This window comes from Vibrio sp. M60_M70, assembly GCF_037162085.1.
Lineage (GTDB): Bacteria > Pseudomonadota > Gammaproteobacteria > Enterobacterales > Vibrionaceae > Vibrio > Vibrio diabolicus.
Genome location: NZ_JARLUL010000001.1, coordinates 360,651 through 383,617 on the forward strand (window position 1 = coordinate 360,651; position 22,967 = coordinate 383,617).

Genomic DNA, 22,967 nt, shown 5'->3' on the forward strand with positions numbered 1-22,967 from the left:
TTATAGAAACACTTAGGAGTGAATAATGGCCCGTATAGCAGGCATTAACATTCCTGATCAGAAACATGCAGTAATCGCTCTAACAGCGATCTACGGCATCGGTAAAACTCGCTCTCAAGCTATCCTAGCTGAAGTGGGTATTGCTGAAAATGTTAAGATCAGTGAACTAACTGAAGAGCAGATCGATCAACTGCGTGATGGTGTAGCTAAGTACACTGTAGAAGGTGATCTACGTCGTGAAGTATCTATGAACATCAAGCGTCTTATGGACCTTGGCTGTTACCGTGGTCTTCGTCATCGTCGCAGTCTACCACTACGTGGACAGCGTACTAAAACCAACGCTCGCACCCGTAAGGGTCCGCGTAAGCCGATCAAGAAATAATCGGGAAGGTAGAGTACAATGGCTAAACAACCAACTCGCGCTCGTAAGCGCGTACGCAAGCAAGTTGCAGATGGCGTTGCGCACATCCATGCTTCTTTCAATAACACAATCGTAACCATTACTGACCGTCAAGGTAACGCTCTTGCATGGGCTACTGCAGGTGGTTCTGGTTTCCGTGGTTCTCGTAAGTCTACTCCGTTCGCTGCACAGGTTGCTGCTGAGCGTTGTGCTGAAATGGCTAAAGAATACGGCCTAAAGAACTTGGAAGTTATGGTTAAGGGTCCTGGTCCAGGTCGCGAATCTACTGTTCGTGCACTAAACGCCGCTGGTTTCCGCATCACAAACATCGTTGATGCTACACCAATCCCTCATAACGGTTGTCGTCCACCTAAGAAACGTCGCGTATAACGTTTCTAGGACAATTGGAGAAGAATCATGGCAAGATATTTGGGTCCTAAGCTGAAGCTTAGCCGTCGTGAAGGCACTGACTTATTCCTTAAGTCTGGTGTTCGCGCGATCGATACCAAGTGTAAAATTGATAACGCACCAGGTGTACACGGCGCTCGTCGCGGTCGTCTATCTGAGTATGGCGTTCAGCTTCGTGAGAAGCAAAAAGTACGTCGTATGTACGGCGTTTTAGAAAAACAATTCCGTAACTACTACAAAGAAGCTGCTCGCCTAAAAGGCAACACTGGTGAAAACCTACTTCAGCTTCTTGAAGGTCGTCTTGATAACGTAGTTTACCGCATGGGCTTTGGCGCAACTCGCGCAGAAGCACGTCAGCTAGTTAGCCACAAAGCTATCCTAGTAAACGGTAAAGTTGTAAACGTTCCTTCTTTCAAAGTAGCGGCTAATGACGTTGTTTCTATTCGCGAGAAAGCTAAACAGCAAGCTCGTATCAAAGCAGCTCTAGAAGTTGCTGAACAACGTGAAAAACCAACTTGGATTGAAGTAGATGGTGGCAAGATGGAAGGTACATTCAAGCGTATGCCTGAGCGTTCTGATCTATCAGCTGACATCAACGAACAATTGATCGTCGAGCTTTACTCTAAGTAAGGTTTAAACTAAAGAGAGGACACAATGCAGGGTTCTGTAACAGAATTTCTTAAGCCACGTCTACTAGTTGACATCGAACAAATCAGCTCGACTCACGCAAAAGTAACTCTTGAGCCATTAGAGCGTGGCTTTGGTCATACTCTGGGTAATGCACTTCGCCGCATCCTTCTATCTTCTATGCCAGGTTGTGCTGTAACAGAAGTAGAAATCGAAGGCGTACTTCATGAGTACAGCACGAAAGAAGGCGTTCAAGAAGATATTCTTGAAGTTCTTCTAAACCTTAAAGGTTTGGCTGTGCGCGTTGCCGAAGGCAAAGATGAAGTGTTCATTACTTTGAACAAATCAGGCTCGGGCCCTGTGGTTGCAGGTGACATCACCCATGATGGTGATGTAGAGATCGCTAACCCTGAACACGTAATTTGTCACCTAACGGATGACAACGCTGAGATCGCAATGCGTATCAAAGTTGAACGTGGTCGTGGTTATGTTCCAGCTTCTGCGCGTATCCATAACGAAGAAGACGAGCGTCCTATCGGTCGCCTACTAGTAGATGCTACTTACAGCCCAGTAGACAAAATTGCCTACGCTGTAGAAGCAGCTCGTGTAGAACAGCGTACTGACCTAGACAAGCTTGTTATCGATATGGAAACAAACGGTACTCTAGAACCTGAGGAAGCAATCCGTCGTGCAGCTACAATCCTAGCTGAACAATTGGATGCATTCGTAGATCTTCGTGATGTACGAGTTCCTGAGGAGAAGGAAGAGAAGCCAGAATTCGATCCGATCCTACTGCGTCCTGTAGACGATCTTGAACTAACAGTTCGCTCTGCTAACTGTCTGAAAGCAGAAGCGATTCACTACATCGGTGATCTAGTACAACGTACTGAGGTTGAGCTACTTAAAACGCCTAACCTTGGTAAAAAATCTCTTACTGAGATTAAAGACGTACTTGCGTCACGTGGTCTGTCTCTGGGCATGCGCCTAGAAAACTGGCCACCTGCATCAATCGCTGAAGATTAATCGATACTAGTTAGAAGGATTAGGTCATGCGCCATCGTAAGAGTGGTCGTCAACTCAACCGCAACAGCTCACATCGCAAAGCGATGTTCAGCAACATGGCTAGCTCTCTAGTACGTCATGAAGTTATCAAGACTACTTTGCCAAAAGCAAAAGAGCTACGTCGCGTAGTTGAGCCTTTGATTACACTAGCTAAGACTGACAGTGTTGCTAACCGTCGTCTAGCATTTGCACGTACTCGTGACAACGAAGTAGTTGCAAAACTATTTAACGAACTAGGTCCACGTTTTGCTGCTCGTCAGGGCGGTTACACTCGTATCCTAAAAGCTGGCTTCCGTGCTGGTGATAAAGCTCCAATGGCTTACATTGAGCTTGTAGATCGCCCAGCTGCTGAAGAAGCTGCTGAGTAATCAGTTCGTAAGAACGAGAAAGCCGAGCATTAGCTCGGCTTTTTTGTATCTGTAATTCAGTAAACCTTTATATCCAGCCTGCATTTATTTCAACCCATGCAGACTGGCAATTTAAAAAGTGATTATCACTTACGCTTATTTACTAGTATTCCACAACCCGCCCAACGAACTTAGAAGCCCTTCGCTAGCGCCTTGCTTGTTCAAGTAATCCAAGATTACTGGAGCAAACTGACTGATCATAGATGGGTCTAAACCTAACGTATCGAATGCACTTTTTACTGCACTGATATTCTCAATATTTCCTAGTAAGCTTTGTGCCCCTTGCAAGTTTGAAAGTCCAGGAATCAAAGACTGTAATTCACTACTATTTTCTTGCGAAAGCTGGCTTTGAGCCAAAGCGAGTAGCGCACCACTGCCTCCGGCTGCTTGCTCAGTGGATACTGGTAATTGGCTAGTTAGCATGTCTGTTAATGGAGATGACTCGGTGTTCAAGCTGCTGCCGACCATGTCCATCAGGCCACTTTCTTTACTTTTTTGAGTAACTGAATCTAAGAATGCGTGCGCACTACCAATGTTGATTGATAGGAGTGCTAGAGTTAGGAGTGTTTTACGCATAGTACCTCCAAACGTTGAGCGTTTTTTAAAATTGATTTTATTTTTAAAGGCTATCAGAGTGAAAGGTTCAGAGGTGAGAAAGTCTATTCAGTTTAGACAAAAAAACGGCGCTAATGCGCCGTTTTATTAAATCATAATTGAAAATGGTTTCAATTAAAGAATATCTAGTAGTTCTACTTCGAAAACTAAAGCTGCAAATGGAGGGATAGCCGCACCAGCGCCACGCTCACCGTACGCAAGATCTTGTGGTACGTATAGCTTCCACTTAGAGCCAACAGGCATTAGTTGTAGTGCCTCTACCCAACCTTTGATTACACCTGTAACAGGGAATTCAGCAGGTTGACCGCGAGATACAGAGCTATCGAATACAGTACCGTCAGTTAGCTCACCGTGGTAGTGAACGCGAACTGAGCTTTCTGCTGTAGGAACTGCACCAGTACCTTCAGAAATGATTTCGTACTGAAGACCAGAGTCTAGAACGTTAACTTCAGGTCGTAGAGCGTTGTCTTTTAGGAACGCTTCGCCTTCTGCTGCCGCAATTTTTGCTGCTTCTTGGCGAGCTGTTTCTGCACGAGTGTGAAGTTCTTGTAGTGCTTTGTTGATTTCATCAATTTCGATTGATGGCATGTCACCAGTTAGTGCTGTTGCAATACCCGCTGCGATAGCATCAACGCTAAGACCTTCAAGACCAGAGCCTGCAAGTTGCTGACCCATTTGCAGACCAATGCCGTAGCTTGCTTTTTGTTCTGCAGTTTCAAATTTAATTTCAGACATGAATGTCGCTCTTATTAGGAGTGATAAAGGCAACAGGATATCAGTTTCGAGCTTAGGTTTAAATGATTGCGACTGAATGCTTAATTGAGGCGGCCAGGTTGTGACTTATCTCTTACTCCAAGTGAAATTTCTGCTAATTTAATCCCAATTCCATTTTAGTTTGGTGAAAAACATATACTCTCCGCGTCGGTATTTTTATACTGGCCGTAGAAGTATTAAGGGACTCATTACAATGAATCGTCGCAGAAAGAAAAAGCAGCAAGTCGACTATGTCGAACTGGTTAAACAAAAATTCGCTGCTATCGACTGGAAGCAGCCGTTCAACAAAGAGCAATGGTTGGAGCGTACACAGCCTGTTAAGCAGTTTTGGTTGCGTCTGCCTAAATTTCATCAGCGTGCTTTGATGGTCTTAGTGCCATTGATTCTGGTACTCCTTGTTATTCCTTTGCCGAATAAAACAGACCAGCCAGTTGAGCAGACTGAGGTCGATCATCAACGCGTAGCGATTGAGCTGAACGCGCAGAGTTTAAGCCAGCAGAAAACCTCTCAGAACTCTGGACCGAAATCTGAAGACTGGAAAGAGTACACGGTTAAAAATGGTGATACATTAGCGCAGGTTTTCAGAAGTAATCAGCTCTCTATGGCGGATCTTAGCGCTCTGGTCAAAATAGAAGGCAGTGATAAGCCGCTAAGCCAAATAAAGCAGGGACAATTGATTCGCTTTAAGCTTAGTGACGAAGGTGAGTTAGATATGCTACAGCTGGAAAAAAGCGGGCGGTCCGTTATGTTTTTCCGTTTATCGGATGGGACCTTTGGACGTAACAAGTAAACGCTTCAAATGAAAAGACGCGAAGATATCGCGTCTTTTTAGTTAGTTTTTCATAGCGATTAGTTTTCATAGTAACCAATCGAATTGAAGCTTATTGCGATACGGATTCTTTCCGCATATCCACATGAGGGATACCATCTTCAAGATAGCACTCTGAGATAACCTTGAATCCATGACTAGCATAAAACTGGATGAGGTGTTCTTGAGCACCTATATCTATTGTCTGTCCTGGCCATAATGTTTCGCATTGTGCCAAGGCCTTGTCCAATAACTTATGACCTAAGCCACCGCCTCGCGCGGTCTGCTTTGTCACCACTCGACCAATACTCACATTGTCATACGTAGTGCCTGTGGGCAGTAATCTTGCGCAAGCAACCAGTTCATCACCGTGATAGCCTATTAGATGATAAACGCCTTCCAGCGTGTCCTTACCATCCAGTTCAGGGTAAGGGCAGGTTTGTTCAACAACGAATACATCCACACGCAATTTCATCATTTCATACAGCTGTGTGGTTGTTAGCTGAGCAAAGGGCAAAGTAATCCAAGTGAGCATGTTGTTATCCGTAATGAGAATAGAGTGACTGACTTTACTTTGTTTTGAGCTCATACTCATTAACAAAGGTTAATTATCACTGGTTTTCCCACCAAATCTGGTGATAATGTGCCCTCTTTCCATCTCACCTGAGGATATCCCCGTGAGCAAACAAACATTCGATCAAGTTGGGCTGAACCCAGCGTTACTCGCCACACTTGATTCCCTGAACTATACCCACATGACGCCAATTCAAGCTTTGAGCTTGCCTGCAATCCTAAAACATCGTGATGTCATCGGGCAGGGTAAAACGGGCTCAGGTAAAACCGCTGCATTTGGTTTAGGGGTTTTATCGAACCTCAACGTCAAACGCTTTCGTGTCCAGTCATTAGTATTGTGTCCAACGCGTGAGCTTGCAGACCAAGTAGCGAAGGAAATTCGTACTTTAGGTCGCGGCATTCATAATATTAAAGTGCTTACTCTCTGCGGTGGGATGCCTATGGGGCCACAAATTGGTTCGTTAGAGCATGGTGCGCATATCCTAGTCGGCACACCTGGCCGTATTTTGGATCACCTTGAGAAAGGCCGAATTAACCTTAGCGAGCTGAATACCTTGGTGTTGGATGAAGCTGATCGCATGTTGGACATGGGTTTCCAAGACGCATTAGATGCGATTATTGATGCAGCGCCAAAGCAGCGTCAAACTCTACTTTTCAGTGCTACTTTCCCAGAGAAAATTGAGCAAATTGCGCAGCGTATAATGCAGACACCGGAAGTGATTAAGGTGGAATCGACGCATGATACTTCAAGTATTGTGCAGTACTTCTATAAAGTTGAAGGCTCGGAAGCGCGTGATGAAGCATTGGCGAATTTGCTGCTGACTCACCAACCAGAGTCCGCGGTTGTTTTTTGTAATACCAAAAAAGAAGTGCAAAGTGTCGCAGATGAGTTGCATCACAAAGGATTCAGCGTTATCGATATCCACGGGGACTTAGAGCAGCGTGAACGCGACCAAGCATTGGTGCAGTTTGCTAACAAGAGTGTGTCTATCCTTGTTGCAACAGACGTTGCAGCGCGTGGTTTGGACGTTGATAATCTTGATGCAGTCTTTAACTTTGAGCTATCGCGCGATCCTGAGGTTCATGTGCACCGTATTGGTCGTACAGGTCGTGCGGGTAGTAAAGGTTTAGCGTTTAGCTTTTTTGGTGAGAAAGACGGTTTACGTGTAGCTCGTATTGAAGAATACCTAGAGATGGACGTGGTACCAGCAACATTGCCTGCCAAATCAAATCAGCAGCCATACCAAGCGAAAATGGTTACGATTAATATTGATGGCGGTAAGAAACAGAAAGTACGACCGGGTGATATCTTAGGTTGTTTGACAGGAAAAAATGGTATTCCAGGCTCTCAAGTCGGAAAGATTCACCTGTTCCCTGTACGCGCTTATGTTGCCGTCGAAAAGTCTGTGGCTAAAAAGGCTCTACAGACCATTAGTAACGGCAAGATGAAAGGGCGCCAGTTCCGGGCGCGAATTCTTAAATAGCTCAAATAGCAGAGAAAAAGCTCTTCGTTTGAAGAGCTTTTTTCTTTTTTGAGTTTATTTGAGAGTGTGATCTTTGGTTAAGCGTGCTTTGATTCGACTCAAACTGATTGGCGTAATGCCCAGGTAGGCCGCAACTTGACTATCGGTAATACGTTGCTTTAAATCTGGGTAATGAGCGCAAAATAATTGATATCGTTCTTCTGGAGAGTGGAGCAACATAAAGCGTTCTTTATTCTCTTTATTAACCAGTTGGTTTTCGAGTAGCTTTAAGTAAATGGCGTGCTTTTCTGCTCGCCAGTGATGCAACGTTTCAATTGGCAAGCAAAATAGCTGACAAGCGCTCAGCGTTTCCAATAAGTAAGGCGAAGGTTGGTCCTTTATTATGCTCTCAAACCCGATAACCCAGTCCTTCTCCCAATAAAATTCTTTACTGAATTCTTTGCCGTGCTCCGTGAGATAGCTTGCGTGGCATAACCCCTCAATGATGAAGTAAAGGTGTGAGCTAAACTCCCCTTGGTGATTAAGAATGTGGCGTGTAGGCAGTTCGAGTAACTCACCATTTTCAATAAGTTGGTTTGCTTCTGTCTCTAAAAAGCCATGTTTGACTAAGTCTGAAAAAAGATCGCTGTGCATGTGATAACTCGGAAACGGTTTTCTTTATTTTAACGGGTTTTATTGATAACAAAAAAGCGGCTCATGAGAGCCGCTTAGTGTTGTTGTCAAATCAACCTTATTTATTCAGATCGATTTGATAAATTGCGAAACCAATGTCGTCTGTTGACACGCGTTTCATTGGGTATTGACCTTTATCTTTAATGAATTGCGCCGCTTTATCGCTAGGAGATGTTTCGAAGCGAATATCTAGCTTTTTATCGGATTTAATCGGTGCGAAAGACCAGTTGTTGTCAGCGCTTGGTGTCACTTCACCTTTTTCTTCACTCACGCGAGAAATATAAGCGGCGACGACAGAGCGGTTTTCATCTGGTGCGTCAAACGCAATAAAGTCTGGGCCCGTACCAGGGAAAGTATTGCTATAAGCACGGTAGTTATTGGTTGCGATGATGAAATCTTGCTTCGGATTGACAGGCTTACCATTGAATGTCAGGTTCGCAATACGCTGAGAATCTGGATTAATCACTTTACAATCCGCATCGTACTTCGGCGGTTGGGTAACGTCGATTTGGTAGTTCACCCCATCAATGACATCGAAGTTGTACGTACGGAAATTATCCCAATCAATCAAAGATTGCGGTTCAGGATTGTTGATGTCGATGTGGTTGAATTGACCCGCGCTGCACTCTAGCCATTCGCGAACCTCTTTACCTTTCACTTTCATCGCGACCAAGGTGTTGGGATATAAATAAAGATCGGCAGCATTACGGAAGGTGAGCTGACCGGATTCGACTTCTGTAAAGTTATTCGGATCGTTCTTACGCCCCCCGACTTTAAATGGTGCTGCGGCACTCAATACTGGAATGTCAGCGAGATCTGGGTCGCCTTGAATAAAGCGTTCCACGTAATCTTTCTGAGCAAGGTTAACGATCTGAATGGTTGGGTCGTCCTGCACTAATGCCAAGAAGCTGTACATGACATCATTTGCTTTGCCGATTGGTTGGTTTACAAATTCACGAGTGCCTTTGTGATCCTCTTCTAACGCTTTCACAATACCTTCATCGGCTTTAGCTAATGACTTCTTATTTACTTTATCGAAGATAGGGCGTGCTTCTGCTTGGCCTTCAACTACTTGCCATCTGCCGTCTTTCTCTTTCAGCATCAAATCCATCACACCTACATGACTTCCCCAGCGACCAGGCATCACTGACGTCACACCATTGATGGTCCCTTTCTCAGTATCAACACCTGGTAGGTTTGCGAAGTCTTTCCCTGGGAAGACCGCGTGAGAGTGGCCAAAAGCAATCGCATCAATACCTTCAACTTCTGTGAGGTAGTAAACTGAGTTTTCAGCGCCAAGCTTGTATGGGTCAGTAGAAATGCCCGAGTGTGGAATCGCCACAATCACGTCTGCGCCTTCTTTCTTCATTTGAGGAATCAGTTTCTCTGCTGTTTCCTTAATGTCTTTAGCAAAGACTTTGCCTTCTAAGTTCTTCTTATCCCACACCATAATTTGTGGTGGTACAAAGCCGATATAACCCACTTTTATTTGATGCGCTTCGCCGTTTGTGTCTTTAAAGGTGTGGGTTTTGATCAGGTAAGGCTTGAAGTAATGCTCACCGGTTTTTTTTTCAAATACGTTTGCGTTGATGTAAGGGAAGTTAGCGCCCGCCAACGTCTTTTGTAGAAAATCTAAGCCATAGTTGAACTCATGATTGCCAATGTTGCCCACATCGTAGTCTAGTTGGTTCATCGCCTTGTAGACTGGGTGGACATCGCCAGCGTTAATCCCTTTCGCCGCCATGTAATCGCCCATTGGGCTGCCCTGAATTAAATCGCCGTTATCTACTAATACCGTGTTTTCTGCCTCGGACTTAGCCTGTTTCACTATGGTCGCGGCGCGACTTAAACCAATTTGCTGTGATGGTTGGTCTTTGTAGTAATCGTAATCCATCACGTTGGTGTGAATGTCGGTGGTTTCGATGATACGAAGCTTGATGGTATCGGCCATCGCAGGACCAGCAAGCGTTAGCATGCCACTTAACACTGCGAGGGAAATAGGGTGAACTGCCACTTTCATTTGGTGCTCCAATTCAATGGGAAGGGGGAATCGTACCGCGTAATGTATCAAACGCTGGTGCAACTTAATGATAAAGATACAGAAAACTGTGAACAGAAATCAGTTTACTGAACCTTATTCATATTAACCGCCGACTTTTTCACGCTTTTGAATGAGACCAAACAAAAACTTCTTAGCAGATTTTTGAATAAAAAATGAAATTTTAGAATTTCAGGTAATATAAACGCCCCGCCATAATGCTTGCATAACGATATCAATGGACGATGAGCAAGCACATGGCAACGAACGATTCAGTCACTTCTTTTCCTAAACCAAAGCCCCGGTTAGTTTCTGACAACCCAGTAGCTGGTGTTACTCGTTTTGCAAAGCAATCGCTACAGCCTGGTGAAGTCGCCTTAGTAGGTGCAGGACCTGGTGATCCTGAACTTCTTACGGTGAAAGCATTGAACTGCTTGCAGCAAGCTGATGTGGTTTTGTACGACTACTTGGTGTCAGAAGAAATCATGGCATTGATCCCAAGCGATACGATTTTGGTGTGCGTTGGGAAGCGAGCTGGGCATCACAGTGTGCCGCAGGAGAAGACGAATCAGCTTTTGGTGGATTTTGCCAAGCAGGGCTACAAAGTAGTGCGCATTAAAGGTGGGGATCCGTTTGTATTCGGTCGTGGTGGTGAAGAGTTAGAAGTGCTTGCTGATGCTGGCGTTCGTTTTCAAGTTGTCCCTGGCATTACCGCAGCAGCTGGCGCAACCGCTTATGCTGGTATTCCACTGACTCATCGTGATTATGCGCAATCGGCCATCTTTGTGACTGGCCACTTGAAAGAAGAAAGTGATGAGATGGATTGGTCCACGTTGGCGCGTGGGAATCAGACTTTAGTGATCTACATGGGGCTGATGAAATCACACTATATTCAGAATCAACTCATTAAGCATGGTCGTTCAGCGTCGACTCCGATTGCCATTATTGAGCGTGGCACGCAGATTCAACAAAAAGTATTTACGGGAGAACTATCCCAACTCTCTGATTTATCGAAGGAAGCACAATCGCCATCTTTGATTGTTGTCGGAGAGGTAGTGCGACTGTCTCAAAAGTTAGACTGGTTTTTGTCTAGTACTGAATTCAACAAAAGTGCTATTGCCAACTCCATATAATTTCAGACCAAAGATTAGAGACGTAATGCGCCTTCAAGCTTAAAAAGGAAATACAAAACATGGACCAACAACGTTTAACTCACCTTAAACAACTCGAAGCGGAGAGTATCCATATTATCCGCGAAGTTGCGGCTGAGTTTGATAACCCAGTCATGATGTATTCGATTGGTAAAGACTCATCAGTGATGCTGCACCTAGCGCGTAAAGCGTTTTACCCGGGCAAAATTCCATTCCCACTTTTGCATGTCGATACCGACTGGAAATTCCGCGAGATGATTGAGTTTCGCGATCGCACCGCTGCCAAATACGGCTTTGAGCTTTTGGTACATAAGAACCCAGAAGGTCTAGCAATGGGCTGCAGTCCGTTTGTTCATGGCTCGTCAAAGCATACGGACATCATGAAAACGCAAGGTCTTAAGCAGGCGCTAAACAAATATGGCTTTGATGCTGCTTTTGGTGGCGCTCGTCGTGATGAAGAAAAATCACGCGCAAAAGAGCGAGTGTATTCGTTCCGTGACAAGAACCATACCTGGGACCCTAAAAACCAACGTCCAGAGCTGTGGAAGACGTACAACGGTCAGGTCAATAAAGGGGAGAGCATTCGTGTATTCCCACTTTCGAACTGGACGGAGCTTGATATCTGGCAATACATCTATTTAGAAAACATCGAGATCGTACCGCTTTATCTCGCTGACAAACGTCCAGTTGTTGAACGCGACGGCATGCTAATCATGGTTGATGATGATCGTATGAAGCTTCAACCGGGTGAAGTGATCGAAGAGAAGAGTGTGCGTTTCCGTACTCTTGGTTGTTATCCATTAACTGGGGCTATCGAGTCTGAAGCGAACACTTTGACCGGCATTATCGAAGAGATGCTGGTGGCAACGTCGAGTGAGCGCCAAGGTCGAGCGATCGACCACGATCAGTCAGGATCGATGGAGCTAAAGAAACGTCAAGGTTACTTCTAAAGGATCTAAGGAAAGATAATGAACAGTGCAGTTGAAGCTCAATTAGCCGAGCTTGGTATCGAAGGCTATTTAACACAACACCAGTACAAGTCGTTACTTAGATTCTTGACTTGTGGCTCGGTAGATGACGGTAAAAGTACGCTAATCGGTCGCTTACTCCATGACTCAAAACAAATTTATGAAGATCAGCTAGCGGCAGTGCACTCAGACAGCCAACGTGTGGGCACCACGGGTGAAAAGCCTGACCTTGCGTTGTTGGTCGATGGCTTACAAGCTGAGCGCGAGCAGGGGATCACAATTGATGTGGCTTACCGCTATTTCTCGACGCAGAAACGTAAGTTCATCATCGCCGATACTCCTGGGCACGAGCAGTACACGCGCAATATGGCAACAGGCGCATCGACGTGTGACTTAGCGGTGATCTTAGTTGATGCACGTAAAGGCATTCTTGATCAAACTCGTCGTCACTCTTTTATTTCCAACCTACTGGGTTTGAAACACTTTGTTGTGGCGATCAACAAGATGGACTTAGTGGATTACTCGCAAGAGCGCTTTGAAGAAATCCGCGATGAGTATCTTAAGTTTTCTGAGAACCTAACCGGGGATATTGATATTCAAATCATCCCGATTTCGGCGCTTGAAGGTGACAATGTGGTGGATAAAGGGCAAAACCTAAGCTGGTTTAAAGGCCCGTCATTGCTTGAACTTCTTGAAACGGTCGATGTGGATCAAGAAAAAGGTGCGGGTGAGTTCCGCTTCCCTGTGCAATACGTTAACCGTCCTAACCTCGATTTCCGTGGTTTTGCGGGGACGATTTCTTCAGGTTCGATCAAAGTCGGTGATGCCATCAAAGCATTGCCATCGGGGAAAACGTCAACCGTGGCACGCATTGTTACGTTTGATGGTGATATTGAGGAAGCTCGTGCTGGGTTGGCGGTCACTCTGACGCTAAGCGATGAGATCGATATTAGCCGTGGCGATTTGATTGTCCTAGACAATGCTCAAGTGGAAACCACAAACCACTTGCTTGCCGATGTGGTATGGATGACAGAGCAACCTCTGCAACCGGGCCGTGACTACGACATCAAAATCGCGGGGAAGAAAACTGTGGGCCATGTTGAAGCGATTCGTCACCAATATGATATCAACAACCTATCAACTCATAGTGCGGCAGAGCTGCCATTGAATGGTATTGGCTTGTGTGAATGGTCTCTCAATGAGTCAGTTGCGCTGGACAATTACCAAGACTGTGCTGATACCGGCGGCTTCATCATTATCGATCGTCTGACGAACGTGACGGTCGGTGCTGGCATGGTCAAAGAAAGCCTCGCGGTGGTTGAGCGCGATTTGACGGACATCTCTGCGTTTGAAGTTGAGCTGAATGCACTTGTGCGTAAACACTTCCCACACTGGGAAGCAAAAGACGTCAGCCAATTGCTGAAAAAGTAATTGGCGCGCCCGAGCACGATAAGCTCTGATTCTATCTGTTGTTGTGCTTGGGGCGTCGCTGCCTAACTGAGTTGCGAAATGCAGTTAGGTTATTCTCCTAATACCAGAATGCTTCGGTGAAGCCCAAGAAAACCGAGCATTCTGATGTTCTTTTCGCTTGCGCTGATTTTGGTCTGTTTACTCGTTTGTCTGGTGTCTCACGGATAAATGAGCCGTTGTTGTGCCCTTTGGGCGATTTGGTAAGGAAAGGCTATGTGGGAACAAGGGTTTGTATTAGCGATTTTGCTTGGCATTATCACTTGTTTGCTTGTCACAAAAATTAAGCCTAGTTATGTCTTTGCGGGTGCCGCTTTTATTGCATTTATGGCGGGAATGATGGATTCAGCCACGATCGCATCCAACTTTACCAACTCTTCGTTATTGACTCTGGTTCTGTTGATTCTTGCATCCTGTGCTCTAGAAAAAACACTGCTGATCAGTTGGGTGAGCCGTAGTATTTCTGAAGGCCAGTTAGGTAGTGTGATCGCTAAGCTCGGTGTATCAACGGCCTTGCTCTCTTCATTCACGAATAATACCGCCGTGGTTGTCTCATTGATTGGGGCGATTAAGCGTAATCAGCAGCATGCGCCTTCGAAATTACTCATCCCGCTGTCTTACGCGGCTATTTTTGGTGGCACATTAACTTTGATAGGTACGTCGACTAACTTAATCATCAACAGCTTTGTTGAAGATGCCGGTTTGCCGAGCCTGAGCTTTTTTACACCCACGATGATTGGCTTGGCGGTGTTGGTGGGAGGAATGCTGATTCTTATCCCGCTCAGTTACTTACTGCCGAACTACGATGATCAAAGCCAAGAAGATTTACCGTACTTTCTTGAGTCTCGCGTAGAGCCTGGTTCACCGTTAGTTGGGCGCACGGTCAGCGAGAATAATTTACGTGCGCTGCGCAAACTGTTTCTTGCGGAGGTTGTACGAGATGGCGTGACGGTTTCCTCTGTAGGACCGGATTTCGTACTCAATGCGAAAGACCGTTTGTTGTTTTGTGGTGATGTTGAGAGCGTCGCGACTCTGCAAGAAATTCCGGGCCTCAAGCTTTTTGGTCAGCAGCACTTGAATGGGCAAAATTTTATTGAAGTTGTGGTGAGCTCATCCGCGACGTTTTGCTATAAAACACTTAAAGAGAGCCGATTCCGTGACCGCTTTGATGCCGTTGTTGTGGCTATTCGTCGTGGCCATGAGCGCCTAGAGGGCGGTTTGGGTAGCATTACCTTAGCGCCAGGTGACACGTTAGTTCTGGTTCCGGGGAAGCGTTTTGAATCGGAGCGTCGAGCTCATCGTAAAGAGTTTGTTTTAGTGCATGATTTGGACTCTAGCGCTCGGCTTGATACAAATAAATCCTCCATCGTGCTACTGGGCTTTGCTGCCGTAATTGGGTGTGCGCTATTAGAGCTAGTACCGATTATTAAAGGCCTTGCCGCGTATCTTATTGCACTTATCGCGTTTGGCATTGTACAGATTTCAGAACTGCGCCGCCGTTTCCCAATTGATATCGTTGTGATTGTCGGCTCTGCTTTGTCCATCGCTCAATTGATGATCTCTTCCGGCTTGTCAGAGAGAATGGGAGCGATGTTTATTGAAGCGTTCAATGGCTGGGGCGTGTTTGGAGCCTTGGTCGCAACTTACATCATGACATTGGTACTTACTGAATTGGTGACGAATAATGCCGCGGCTGCGCTTTCTTTTCCTATTGGCTATAGCATGGCGGTCGGTTATGGCGTTGATCCGATGCCATTCATTATGGCGGTCTTGTTTGGCGCCAGTGCGAGCTTTATTTCTCCCTACGGTTATCAAACCAACTTGCTGGTGTACAGCGTAGGAAATTACAAATTGACCGACTATGTGAGAATTGGTGTGCCGATTTCGATTGTGTACTCTGTATTAGTACTTACTTTGATTCCGGTCTTCTTCCCGTTTTAATTCCGATATTTACAAGGATACGTTATGACTGCCGAAACGACGGTAAAAGATGAAAACATTGTTTGGCACCAGCATTCGGTCGATAAACAGTTTCGAGCTGAATTAAAGAAGCAAAAACCTGCCGTATTGTGGTTTACTGGCTTATCTGGAGCGGGTAAATCAACCGTAGCGGGGGCGTTGGAAAATCGCCTTGCAGCATTGGGTTACCACACTTATTTATTGGATGGTGACAATGTGCGACATGGTCTGTGTAGCGATTTGGGCTTTTCTGAACAGGATCGTCGCGAGAACATTCGTCGTATTGGTGAACTGGCTAAATTGATGGCGGATGCAGGCTTAATTGTGTTGTCGGCGTTCATTTCACCGCATCGCGCAGAGCGACAGCTAGTGCGCGACTTATTGCCAGAAGGTGAGTTTATCGAAGTGTTCGTCAATGCATCTCTAGAAGTCTGCGAAGGTCGCGATCCTAAAGGTTTGTACCGCAAAGCACGCGCGGGAGAGATTCCTAACTTCACTGGTATTGATTCTGAATATCAAGCACCGAAGAATCCGGAAGTCGATTTACCAGCGGGCGAAAAAAGCGTCGATGAGCTGGTGGACTTGTGCTTGGAAGCGCTTAAGTCGCGTGCAGTGATCCGATAAATAAGCATTTGGATCATTAGTGACCTTAAGCTCTTTGAGCGGCTTAAGAAGCATTTAGATCATGGGTGGTCAAATGCTTCTCGAACTGCCTACACGGTATGATGAACCGTACTTTTCGCGTCACTATGGACACTAAATCTATGATTTAAAAGCGCAAGCATTTGGTCGTAGTAGTCGGCATGTGGTTTGTTACCGAGCAAGGTACAGAGTTCATTGCCTGTTGGCGTGAAGCGGTAATATAAAAGACGGACGCCTTTGCTGTTCACGTTCAGCGACAAGTTTTTACCTTGGTAGGTGAGGATCAATGGCGTCTCGATACCAATTTCGCCAGATTCAAGCTCGGTACTATGCAGTAACCCTAGTTCAATCAACAGCAACAAACTTGAATAGGGCAGCTGAAAACTTCCCATGTTTAAGCTGTTGGCGATGTCTCGTTTGCCGAAGCTAAATATTCCTCCTTGCGCTTTATAACCAATTAACAGCTTGCGACTGTGATCCCCTCCAAAACTGCACGCCAGAGAGGCGGCTCTTTGCAGAGTTTGTGCTTCTTTTGGTGACATATCTTTGAGGACTTTGAGCGCTTTCATAGACGTCGAGCCTGGGTTTGTCACTTCACGCTTCATCACTTGAGCCCATAACTTTTGCATCGCGCTGTTATGGATGTCTTGAGCCATTTCAAAAAAACGATACAACCAGTCTTGGTCGGGCTCTCCGGCAGTTTCATCTCGGCATGAACTGTGTGCTAGCTTTAAAATCTGCTCTAGGTTTTTTTGTCGCTGTTCTTGGCGTCTCTGTTCACGCAGTTGGGCTCTTTCAAGCGCGGATTTGGCCGGTGGATCGGTTTGCAGTAAGGCATCAAGACCGTGTATTTGGGCAATGGTTTTTACCTTGCTGGCACTGTCTTTGATGTAGCCCTGCTTCTTTTCTTGTTGCGTATTTTTTTGTGCGTTTGACTGATGTTCGATGACAACAGGTTGCTTTGTCGGTTCTGCCATTAATTTTCCTACCAAGAACTGCGCTGTTCGCTTGTTTAAATTTACACCTTATCTAACCAGGCGACCAGATAGGAGTTCTCAGTTTTTGAACGAATAGGGCTATCCAAAATGATAATGAGTTGTTAAAATTGTTATCGTTATTTTGGAGGGACAATGAAGTTCTCAGAAGCAGGTAAATTAAAAAAGCACCTGTCGATAGCGTTTCTTTTGGTTATTTATGTTGGCGTATTAGCGTATTTGTCTCGTTATATCGTGTAACACAGAACTAAAAAAGGCGCCGATGTGACGCCTTAGGTGTACCGATGCATGTCAACGACTTAACTACATATCGTCGTAGGCTTCTATTTTCGATCCCTCAATAACGTAAGCCGTTTCAGCCAGCTCGTGGCTTATCGTCTCGGTCTTCAACTCCCCAACCACATATATGACATCCCACAGTTCTTGAACGGGTGCGCCTTTGGGAAACTTCACGTAAATGATTTGGTTTGGTGGCGGTGGTGGTACGTGGATACAAGCTCCAAAGTATGGCACCAACAAAAACTCGGTGACGGTATTCGCGTCACCTTCAAGCGGGATGACAAAGCCTGGGATTTTAACTTGGCTTCCATTTAGCTCTGGTCGAACGTTACCAATTTTAGACTGTTGCGCTGCGCCGCCACTGTGATCAGAAGCTGGCATGCCCACACTGTCGAACAGTTTGCGTTCTTTCTCAGGTACTAGATCAATCCAGTCGAGCGTTAATGGCTCCTCGCTTGCGAGTACTGGTGTTATAAATGAGACGATCAGCAAGCAACTTGCGAGTATTTTTCTCCACATTTTATTAAATCCTTATTGTCATTCCGTCACTTAGTGACTGTCGGTAGGCGCGAAAAGCCGGGATGAAACCAATTACAATTCCAGCGCATTGTACGAAACCTAATAACATCCATTCATAGGGCGATAAGAGGCTTAAAGTCAGATGTATTCCATAATGCTGTTGAATGATGGGTTGCACGATGGCGAGAATGGCATACAGCCCTGCCACTCCGGTCACGATTCCGGCAGCAGTAAGTAGACTGGCTTCGCTGATCAACAATGAGAAAACATGACGAGGTCTTGCTCCCATAGCGCGCAAAATCGCCATTTCACGGCGGCGCTCCTGCAAGCTGGTTAATAAGCTGCTTAGCATGCCGAGTAATCCTGCAATCACCACAAAGCCAGACACTGCCATTAAGGCTTGCTCGGCAACAGACATCATTCCCCACAATTCATGCAACGCAACCCCGGGCATAATCGCGCTAAGCGGTTCTTTGGGATAAGTGTTGATTTGCCTTTGTAGGGCGAAAGTCTGAATACGAGATTTCAAACCGACCAGCATCGCGGTAATTTGCTTGGGCTGAAAGTCTCTGCTTTTGAGGTCTTGTGCCTTGGGTGTTGGGCCTAAACGTGCACCGCTTTCCCATCCGACGTGGATGGCTTCGATGGCTTCTAGCGAGACATGGACGGTTTTGTCGACTGGCGTGCCAGTGGGCGCAAGAATCCCGACAACTTTGAATGGCAGGTTGTCATGTCGGCTAAAGCCTACATCACTAATGCCGTGGGCAATGATGATTTCACTACCGACGTGATAACCCAGCTGTTTTGCGACATCAGAACCGAGCACGGTTTCAAATAAACCATTGAATTCTAGGCCTTCTGAAAAGGTTAGTGATTGCTTACTTCCGAATTTATAGTGTTCAAAATAGCTGTGGTTGGTTCCCATGACTCGGAACCCTTTGTGCGAGTCGCCAAGTGAGATTGGAATCGCCCAATCTACTGCTCGATGATTGGCAAACTCTTGGTAGCTCTTCCAGTCAATGTTGTTGGTGGCATTGCCAATGCGAAATACAGAGTAGAGCAGCAAGTTCACTTGTCCAGAACGGCCACCAATGATGAGGTCGGTGCCTGAAATTGTATTGGCGAAGCTATCTTTTGCCTGAGTACGAATGCGTTCTACTCCTAAAAGGAGTACGACAGAAATCGCGACTGTCATGATGGTTAATATTGCCGTCGCCTTACGATTGATTAAGCTCTTCCACGCGAGCTTTGCAACAGCGCTCATGATGCGGCTCCTAGGTTAGATGCTTGGTTAATATCTGGTAGGTTAAGTGTGCGGTCAAATAAGGGCTCAAGCGTTGGATCGTGACTGACGAAGATCAGCGTAGCGTTGGCTTGATTCGTTTGCTCCATCAGGAGTTCAATAAACGCTTTACGGTTATCATGGTCTAAAGCGGAGGTTGGCTCGTCAGCAATCACTAACCCCGGATACCCAATGAGTGCTCGTGCAGCCGCAACACGTTGTTGTTGGCCAATGCTCAGTTCCGATACCGGACGCGCATGAAGCTCGCTGGGTAGGTGGAGTCTTTCAAGCAGAGCTTGAGCTTGCTCTTCTAACGTTTGAGATGACGTTCTTGAAAGCGCGCGGCCACGTCGTGTTTGACTGAATTGGCAAGGCAGTAGTACGTTTTCAAGTACGTTTAAATAAGGCAATAAATTGAACTGCTGAAAGATATAGCCAATGTGCTCGGCGCGAAATTTGTCTCTTTGACTTGCACTTAAACTAACAAGGTCAGTGTTCAGTACGGATAGAGAGCCAGATGTTAACGTGTTGATGCCAGTTAGTAGGGCAAGCAGCGTAGATTTACCGCAGCCACTGGGACCTTTGATAAATACGTGCTCACCTTGGGCAATATGTAACTGTGGAATATGAATGGTTGCGTGTGTTGAACCGGGCCAGACAAACTGGGCATTATTTAGCTCAACAACATTTGACATGATTTCAGTCATACTAAATCACCAAAGCATTGGCGTGTAAGTGTGTACTTACACGCCACTCGTGTTATTTGATTACGATTTGGGAGTTATCTTTGCTCAGTTTGATGGCTGATTGCATGGTGTCAGTGAATATATTGACGTTGATTGACTCAGTCGTTGGAAATTGATTAAACCAGTCGGTTTGAATATGACTGAGTTGGTTAACTTGGTCACAGCTGAAGCGATATTGCACCGAAAACTCACCATGTCCGCCATTTTCATGCTCCTCATGGTGAGCATCGTGACCGTCATGGTGCTCATGTTCATCATGATGTTCATTGTGGTGATCATGGTGTTCGTGCCCTTCATGATCGTGATTTGCATGGTCATCATGGTCGTGCTCGCTATGATCATGGTCTTCATGAGGGTTGCTGAGGTTATGGTTTACGTAAGCTTCTTCAATATCACAATTGGCTTGCGCGTTAATAGCAAACAGTGTGTTGCTGTCTTCTAGGGTGGCAATGGCTTGTTTAAGTGCTTGCTCTTGCAGTTCATTTTCTGGAGCATGCTCGAAACCGACCACATCGGCACCGGGAGCAGTAATCTCCACTAGCAGATCCTTTCCATCTTGGGCGATATTAAATTCGACGTGACCATGCACATGAGCACCGTGCTGGCGGTATTCGTCCGCATTTGCTGCTGTCGATAAAGAGAGACCAATGACAAGCGCTAAAACATGTTTCGATGACATTTTGTGTTTCCTAATTTTGCTGGCACTAACCCGAGCAATACCGGATCAGATTTTTATTTACTAAGGTGCGATTCGCTGACACGTTAGGTGCAGGAATACGCACAAATTATGTTGAGTGTGGAATAGTTTGGAAATTAAGCAAAATAAGGCGGGGCACGAGCTGCACCACGAATGTCTTCACTATTAACAAGGCGCTGAAAGACATCATGGTATTGGATGCGCGTAAATGTTGGCGTCGATAGGGTCGGTTGAGCTTTGGCTATGCCGTGCTGAACCCCAGAAAATAGCTGGCAATGATGGTGTGTGTGGTGTTCGGGAGTCAGATCAACTTGATGAAGGATTACCGCAAAGTTCCAAGCGATCAGCAACGCGACACTGAAAAACAAAACAGTGCGATGCCAATGCTTCCGTATCTTTTGCTGGTGGTGGTACATCTGAGCTCCTCTTACCGACTGTTATAATATAACACCCATAATGAGTAAAAGTTCACTCTTTTGTTGGCTAGTGGGAAAATTTACGTCAACGCATGCGATGTCGCCGAATCTGAGACAGTCTCCTTGGTGGAATCACTGAGCGTTAAACTAGGGGCAACAGAAATCTCAAGCTTTAAGTTTGGTCGCATGGCTCCTTATACTGCGTACTACGGATATTAAGGAGCCAAGCAACGAGACTAGATGTTCTGTTTAATTAGCTCGATCACCTTTGCAATTTCATCTTGCTCAAGTGCGCCTTCTTTTACAAACAGCACTTTGCCTGTTTTGTCTTGAACAATAATGGCAGAGCTTTCTTCTTTAAGAGCCCAAGTGTTGGCGACTACGCCATTTTCATCCAGAACCATAGATGACCAAGGAAACTCTTTTTTGCTGTCTTGGGCTGAAGATTTCACGAACGAACCTGTCCCCCAGATTGCATCATCTTGGTTAATGATCGTAGTTGTTTGGTAGCTTTCTTGCGGGAATTGCGCGGCGGTTATTGCTGACATCAAAGGGGCGTTCATTTCTTTTGAACTGCTACGACCTGCGATTGCTTGAATAACACGAACCTTACCCTGCATATGCTGGGTTGCCCATGGTTGGTATGCCACGCCCTCACCTTGCAAAACAATCTCGCCATAAGCCGCGACCTTGGCAGAAGGAACGGTCTCACCGACAGATAGGTTGTGTGCAAACGCAAAGCTTGGCGTTATAGCCAATAGTAGAGGTAGGAGAGTCTTAGTTTTCATATTGTTATATTCCGTACGAGTTGGAAGTTTTCCAGTATATATCCAGATCTAGGAAATTTGTAGAACTGTTGATAACATTTATTTAACGTATGGGGTGGTGTAATATTGCGTTATATTTAGAATTTGCTAAAATGAACCTCGTCGCAGATTGCGCATCAAGATTGCAGAGGATAAATAAGCAATCCGTGTTTTCTCAAAGGAATTGAGGTGAGTTATGCTACGTGAGTTTGCTGTATACCGACCATTACAAGTGGCACGTTTCGTTAAAACGTTGTTCAAAGGTCAATTCTTTATTGCTGGGGTTGGATGTTTTCAGTTCGACAATGGCAAAGTTTTGCTCCCTGACGTCAACGATCAGAAAAGACTCACCATCTTTAAAGAAGTCAACCAAGTGATTGCTTCGCTGTCTGTTTAAGAGCCCGTTGGCTTGAATTTAGTTTTCGATTTCAAAAAAGAGCGACCTATTCGGTCGCTCTTTTTGGTTTGAGTTAGTCGTAGGAACTAACTTTGTAAGCTGGGTGGAAAGCAAACACCTGTACCACCGATACCGCAGTAACCGTCAGGGTTTTTAGCCAGGTATTGCTGGTGGTAAGTTTCGGCAAAATAATACGGGCCTGCTGGCTGTATCTCAGTGGTGATATTCGCGCGTAGTTCCTCTTGCAGTGCTTGTTGATACAAGAGCTTCGATTTTTCTGCGCTCTCTTGCTGCTTCGCGGAATAAGTGTAAATAGCCGAACGGTATTGTGTGCCCAAATCGTTACCTTGACGCATCCCCTGAGTTGGGTCATGTTTCTCCCAAAAAACGGCCAGTAGTTTTTCTAAGGAAATCACGCGTTCATCGAAGACGACTCGTACTACCTCTGTATGGCCTGTTTTACCCGTACACACCTCTTCATAAGTAGGATTGGGTGTATATCCACCGGCGTAGCCAACCGAAGTGGAGATAACCCCATCCAGTTGCCAAAATACGCGCTCAGCACCCCAAAAGCAGCCCATTCCCAGCAGAATTTGTTGTTGATGCGGCTCCAATGGTGCCTTTAAGTTAGATTTGTTTACAAAATGATGATCTTCAACCTGCATCGGTTGATCTCTACCTGGCAAGGCATCTTCTATACTGATCAATGTTTGTTTGTTGAGCATGGTATTTGTCCTTCAATACGTGTCTTAAATTTGCGAACTTTTTCATTTCG

General features: G+C 45.6%; 26 protein-coding genes. 13 read left to right on the forward strand and 13 right to left on the reverse strand.

The annotated features are described in order from the left end of the window. The first annotated feature begins 25 nt into the window (after positions 1-25). From rpsM to rplQ, 5 genes are read left to right on the forward strand one after another with little or no spacing between them, the layout of a single operon-like run. Complete coding sequence (rpsM, locus tag P4S59_RS01805; protein ID WP_005383154.1) at positions 26-382, forward strand: 30S ribosomal protein S13; 357 nt, start codon at positions 26-28, stop codon at positions 380-382. 18 nt (positions 383-400) lie between these two features. After that, positions 401-790: a 30S ribosomal protein S11 gene (gene rpsK, locus P4S59_RS01810; protein ID WP_001118870.1), complete on the forward strand. Its 390-nt coding sequence runs from the start codon at positions 401-403 to the stop codon at positions 788-790. A gap of 27 nt (positions 791-817) precedes the next feature. Beyond that, positions 818-1,438, forward strand: coding sequence for a 30S ribosomal protein S4 (rpsD, locus tag P4S59_RS01815; protein ID WP_005383146.1), 621 nt, complete (start codon positions 818-820; stop codon positions 1,436-1,438). A 24-nt stretch (positions 1,439-1,462) separates the two neighbouring features. Further along, positions 1,463-2,458, forward strand: coding sequence for a DNA-directed RNA polymerase subunit alpha (locus tag P4S59_RS01820; protein ID WP_337167916.1), 996 nt, complete (start codon positions 1,463-1,465; stop codon positions 2,456-2,458). 26 nt (positions 2,459-2,484) lie between these two features. Further along, positions 2,485-2,865, forward strand: a complete 381-nt coding sequence (gene rplQ, locus P4S59_RS01825; protein ID WP_005383141.1) for a 50S ribosomal protein L17 — start codon at positions 2,485-2,487, stop codon at positions 2,863-2,865. Between the two features lie 135 nt (positions 2,866-3,000). Here rplQ and P4S59_RS01830 read toward each other — a convergent pair whose 3' ends face one another. After that, positions 3,001-3,480, reverse strand: a complete 480-nt coding sequence (locus P4S59_RS01830) for a DUF2780 domain-containing protein (RefSeq protein WP_017820297.1) — start codon at positions 3,478-3,480, stop codon at positions 3,001-3,003. A 153-nt stretch (positions 3,481-3,633) separates the two neighbouring features. Next, positions 3,634-4,254 carry an FKBP-type peptidyl-prolyl cis-trans isomerase gene (locus P4S59_RS01835; protein ID WP_005392370.1) on the reverse strand — a complete coding sequence of 207 codons (621 nt, stop codon included), beginning with the start codon at positions 4,252-4,254 and terminating at the stop codon, positions 3,634-3,636. A gap of 232 nt (positions 4,255-4,486) precedes the next feature. On the opposite strand from P4S59_RS01835, the gene P4S59_RS01840 reads away from it, so the two are divergent. Beyond that, positions 4,487-5,083, forward strand: a complete 597-nt coding sequence (locus P4S59_RS01840; protein WP_140367209.1) for a LysM-like peptidoglycan-binding domain-containing protein — start codon at positions 4,487-4,489, stop codon at positions 5,081-5,083. A gap of 91 nt (positions 5,084-5,174) precedes the next feature. Here P4S59_RS01840 and P4S59_RS01845 read toward each other — a convergent pair whose 3' ends face one another. Then, positions 5,175-5,636 carry a GNAT family N-acetyltransferase gene (locus tag P4S59_RS01845; protein ID WP_337168627.1) on the reverse strand — a complete coding sequence of 154 codons (462 nt, stop codon included), beginning with the start codon at positions 5,634-5,636 and terminating at the stop codon, positions 5,175-5,177. Positions 5,637-5,778: 142 nt separating this feature from the next. On the opposite strand from P4S59_RS01845, the gene dbpA reads away from it, so the two are divergent. After that, the gene (dbpA, locus tag P4S59_RS01850) at positions 5,779-7,158 is read left to right on the forward strand and encodes an ATP-dependent RNA helicase DbpA (protein WP_262646686.1); all 1,380 of its coding nucleotides are present in this window, start codon (positions 5,779-5,781) and stop codon (positions 7,156-7,158) included. 54 nt (positions 7,159-7,212) lie between these two features. On the opposite strand, the gene P4S59_RS01855 is transcribed toward dbpA, so the two are convergent. Together P4S59_RS01855 and cpdB are read right to left on the reverse strand one after the other, a co-directional pair. Further along, the gene (locus tag P4S59_RS01855) at positions 7,213-7,791 is read right to left on the reverse strand and encodes a Crp/Fnr family transcriptional regulator (RefSeq protein WP_054579272.1); all 579 of its coding nucleotides are present in this window, start codon (positions 7,789-7,791) and stop codon (positions 7,213-7,215) included. Positions 7,792-7,888: 97 nt separating this feature from the next. Then, entirely contained in the window at positions 7,889-9,850 is a 1,962-nt protein-coding gene (gene cpdB / locus P4S59_RS01860) for a 2',3'-cyclic-nucleotide 2'-phosphodiesterase (RefSeq protein WP_337167917.1), read from the reverse strand. A 275-nt stretch (positions 9,851-10,125) separates the two neighbouring features. Between cpdB and cobA the strand changes: the two genes are divergently transcribed. The 5 genes from cobA (at position 10,126) to cysC (ending at position 16,037) form a co-directional block, all read left to right on the forward strand. After that, complete coding sequence (gene cobA / locus P4S59_RS01865) at positions 10,126-11,001, forward strand: uroporphyrinogen-III C-methyltransferase (protein WP_031780800.1); 876 nt, start codon at positions 10,126-10,128, stop codon at positions 10,999-11,001. Between the two features lie 59 nt (positions 11,002-11,060). Continuing rightward, the gene (cysD, locus tag P4S59_RS01870; protein WP_258635492.1) at positions 11,061-11,969 is read left to right on the forward strand and encodes a sulfate adenylyltransferase subunit CysD; all 909 of its coding nucleotides are present in this window, start codon (positions 11,061-11,063) and stop codon (positions 11,967-11,969) included. Between the two features lie 18 nt (positions 11,970-11,987). Next, the gene (gene cysN, locus P4S59_RS01875; RefSeq protein ID WP_046874053.1) at positions 11,988-13,418 is read left to right on the forward strand and encodes a sulfate adenylyltransferase subunit CysN; all 1,431 of its coding nucleotides are present in this window, start codon (positions 11,988-11,990) and stop codon (positions 13,416-13,418) included. A 252-nt stretch (positions 13,419-13,670) separates the two neighbouring features. Beyond that, entirely contained in the window at positions 13,671-15,395 is a 1,725-nt protein-coding gene (locus P4S59_RS01880) for an SLC13 family permease (protein ID WP_005392351.1), read from the forward strand. 24 nt (positions 15,396-15,419) lie between these two features. Beyond that, a complete protein-coding gene (cysC, locus tag P4S59_RS01885) occupies positions 15,420-16,037 on the forward strand; it encodes an adenylyl-sulfate kinase (RefSeq protein ID WP_005392350.1) in 618 nt (205 codons plus the stop codon). An 89-nt stretch (positions 16,038-16,126) separates the two neighbouring features. Here cysC and P4S59_RS01890 read toward each other — a convergent pair whose 3' ends face one another. From P4S59_RS01890 to P4S59_RS01920, 7 genes are all read right to left on the reverse strand, one after another. Continuing rightward, positions 16,127-17,032, reverse strand: coding sequence for a TIGR03899 family protein (locus tag P4S59_RS01890; protein ID WP_006742971.1), 906 nt, complete (start codon positions 17,030-17,032; stop codon positions 16,127-16,129). 321 nt (positions 17,033-17,353) lie between these two features. Further along, a complete protein-coding gene (locus P4S59_RS01895; RefSeq protein ID WP_337167918.1) occupies positions 17,354-17,848 on the reverse strand; it encodes a DUF3299 domain-containing protein in 495 nt (164 codons plus the stop codon). A 4-nt stretch (positions 17,849-17,852) separates the two neighbouring features. Further along, entirely contained in the window at positions 17,853-19,112 is a 1,260-nt protein-coding gene (locus P4S59_RS01900) for an ABC transporter permease (RefSeq protein WP_337167919.1), read from the reverse strand. Beyond that, positions 19,109-19,837 (reverse strand): ABC transporter ATP-binding protein, encoded by a 729-nt coding sequence (locus tag P4S59_RS01905; RefSeq protein ID WP_337167920.1) that lies wholly within the window; start codon positions 19,835-19,837, stop codon positions 19,109-19,111. The genes P4S59_RS01900 and P4S59_RS01905 overlap by 4 nt, the downstream gene beginning before the upstream one ends. 52 nt (positions 19,838-19,889) lie before the next feature. Next, the gene (zrgA, locus tag P4S59_RS01910; RefSeq protein WP_152812838.1) at positions 19,890-20,555 is read right to left on the reverse strand and encodes a zinc uptake protein ZrgA; all 666 of its coding nucleotides are present in this window, start codon (positions 20,553-20,555) and stop codon (positions 19,890-19,892) included. A 134-nt stretch (positions 20,556-20,689) separates the two neighbouring features. Then, positions 20,690-20,989, reverse strand: a complete 300-nt coding sequence (locus P4S59_RS01915; protein ID WP_005392338.1) for a DUF2607 family protein — start codon at positions 20,987-20,989, stop codon at positions 20,690-20,692. Positions 20,990-21,225: 236 nt separating this feature from the next. After that, the gene (locus P4S59_RS01920) at positions 21,226-21,777 is read right to left on the reverse strand and encodes a YtfJ family protein (protein ID WP_074191995.1); all 552 of its coding nucleotides are present in this window, start codon (positions 21,775-21,777) and stop codon (positions 21,226-21,228) included. A 214-nt stretch (positions 21,778-21,991) separates the two neighbouring features. Between P4S59_RS01920 and P4S59_RS01925 the strand changes: the two genes are divergently transcribed. Next, a complete protein-coding gene (locus P4S59_RS01925) occupies positions 21,992-22,192 on the forward strand; it encodes a DUF1107 domain-containing protein (protein ID WP_012841164.1) in 201 nt (66 codons plus the stop codon). A gap of 86 nt (positions 22,193-22,278) precedes the next feature. Here the strand turns inward: P4S59_RS01925 and msrA are convergent, their stop codons facing one another. Then, a complete protein-coding gene (msrA, locus tag P4S59_RS01930; RefSeq protein WP_005392333.1) occupies positions 22,279-22,917 on the reverse strand; it encodes a peptide-methionine (S)-S-oxide reductase MsrA in 639 nt (212 codons plus the stop codon). Between the last annotated feature and the right edge of the window lie 50 nt (positions 22,918-22,967).

Excerpts from the sequence above, each read along its gene's own strand:
- cysN (WP_046874053.1), top strand. The coding sequence starts at position 11,988 with ATGAACAGTGCAGTTGAAGCTCAATTAGCCGAGCTTGGTATCGAAGGC.
- P4S59_RS01890 (WP_006742971.1), bottom strand. The coding sequence starts at position 17,032 with ATGGCAGAACCGACAAAGCAACCTGTTGTCATCGAACATCAGTCAAAC.
- P4S59_RS01830 (WP_017820297.1), bottom strand. The coding sequence starts at position 3,480 with ATGCGTAAAACACTCCTAACTCTAGCACTCCTATCAATCAACATTGGT.
- P4S59_RS01855 (WP_054579272.1), bottom strand. The coding sequence starts at position 7,791 with ATGCACAGCGATCTTTTTTCAGACTTAGTCAAACATGGCTTTTTAGAG.
- rpsK (WP_001118870.1), top strand. The coding sequence starts at position 401 with ATGGCTAAACAACCAACTCGCGCTCGTAAGCGCGTACGCAAGCAAGTT.
- P4S59_RS01905 (WP_337167920.1), bottom strand. The coding sequence starts at position 19,837 with ATGACTGAAATCATGTCAAATGTTGTTGAGCTAAATAATGCCCAGTTT.
- P4S59_RS01900 (WP_337167919.1), bottom strand. The coding sequence starts at position 19,112 with ATGAGCGCTGTTGCAAAGCTCGCGTGGAAGAGCTTAATCAATCGTAAG.
- P4S59_RS01820 (WP_337167916.1), top strand. The coding sequence starts at position 1,463 with ATGCAGGGTTCTGTAACAGAATTTCTTAAGCCACGTCTACTAGTTGAC.
- P4S59_RS01840 (WP_140367209.1), top strand. The coding sequence starts at position 4,487 with ATGAATCGTCGCAGAAAGAAAAAGCAGCAAGTCGACTATGTCGAACTG.
- P4S59_RS01920 (WP_074191995.1), bottom strand. The coding sequence starts at position 21,777 with ATGAAAACTAAGACTCTCCTACCTCTACTATTGGCTATAACGCCAAGC.
- P4S59_RS01880 (WP_005392351.1), top strand. The coding sequence starts at position 13,671 with ATGTGGGAACAAGGGTTTGTATTAGCGATTTTGCTTGGCATTATCACT.
- rpsM (WP_005383154.1), top strand. The coding sequence starts at position 26 with ATGGCCCGTATAGCAGGCATTAACATTCCTGATCAGAAACATGCAGTA.
- P4S59_RS01925 (WP_012841164.1), top strand. The coding sequence starts at position 21,992 with ATGCTACGTGAGTTTGCTGTATACCGACCATTACAAGTGGCACGTTTC.
- rpsD (WP_005383146.1), top strand. The coding sequence starts at position 818 with ATGGCAAGATATTTGGGTCCTAAGCTGAAGCTTAGCCGTCGTGAAGGC.
- P4S59_RS01835 (WP_005392370.1), bottom strand. The coding sequence starts at position 4,254 with ATGTCTGAAATTAAATTTGAAACTGCAGAACAAAAAGCAAGCTACGGC.
- rplQ (WP_005383141.1), top strand. The coding sequence starts at position 2,485 with ATGCGCCATCGTAAGAGTGGTCGTCAACTCAACCGCAACAGCTCACAT.
- msrA (WP_005392333.1), bottom strand. The coding sequence starts at position 22,917 with ATGCTCAACAAACAAACATTGATCAGTATAGAAGATGCCTTGCCAGGT.
- cobA (WP_031780800.1), top strand. The coding sequence starts at position 10,126 with ATGGCAACGAACGATTCAGTCACTTCTTTTCCTAAACCAAAGCCCCGG.
- cpdB (WP_337167917.1), bottom strand. The coding sequence starts at position 9,850 with ATGAAAGTGGCAGTTCACCCTATTTCCCTCGCAGTGTTAAGTGGCATG.
- cysD (WP_258635492.1), top strand. The coding sequence starts at position 11,061 with ATGGACCAACAACGTTTAACTCACCTTAAACAACTCGAAGCGGAGAGT.
- zrgA (WP_152812838.1), bottom strand. The coding sequence starts at position 20,555 with ATGTCATCGAAACATGTTTTAGCGCTTGTCATTGGTCTCTCTTTATCG.
- cysC (WP_005392350.1), top strand. The coding sequence starts at position 15,420 with ATGACTGCCGAAACGACGGTAAAAGATGAAAACATTGTTTGGCACCAG.
- P4S59_RS01845 (WP_337168627.1), bottom strand. The coding sequence starts at position 5,636 with ATGCTCACTTGGATTACTTTGCCCTTTGCTCAGCTAACAACCACACAG.
- P4S59_RS01915 (WP_005392338.1), bottom strand. The coding sequence starts at position 20,989 with ATGTACCACCACCAGCAAAAGATACGGAAGCATTGGCATCGCACTGTT.
- P4S59_RS01895 (WP_337167918.1), bottom strand. The coding sequence starts at position 17,848 with ATGTGGAGAAAAATACTCGCAAGTTGCTTGCTGATCGTCTCATTTATA.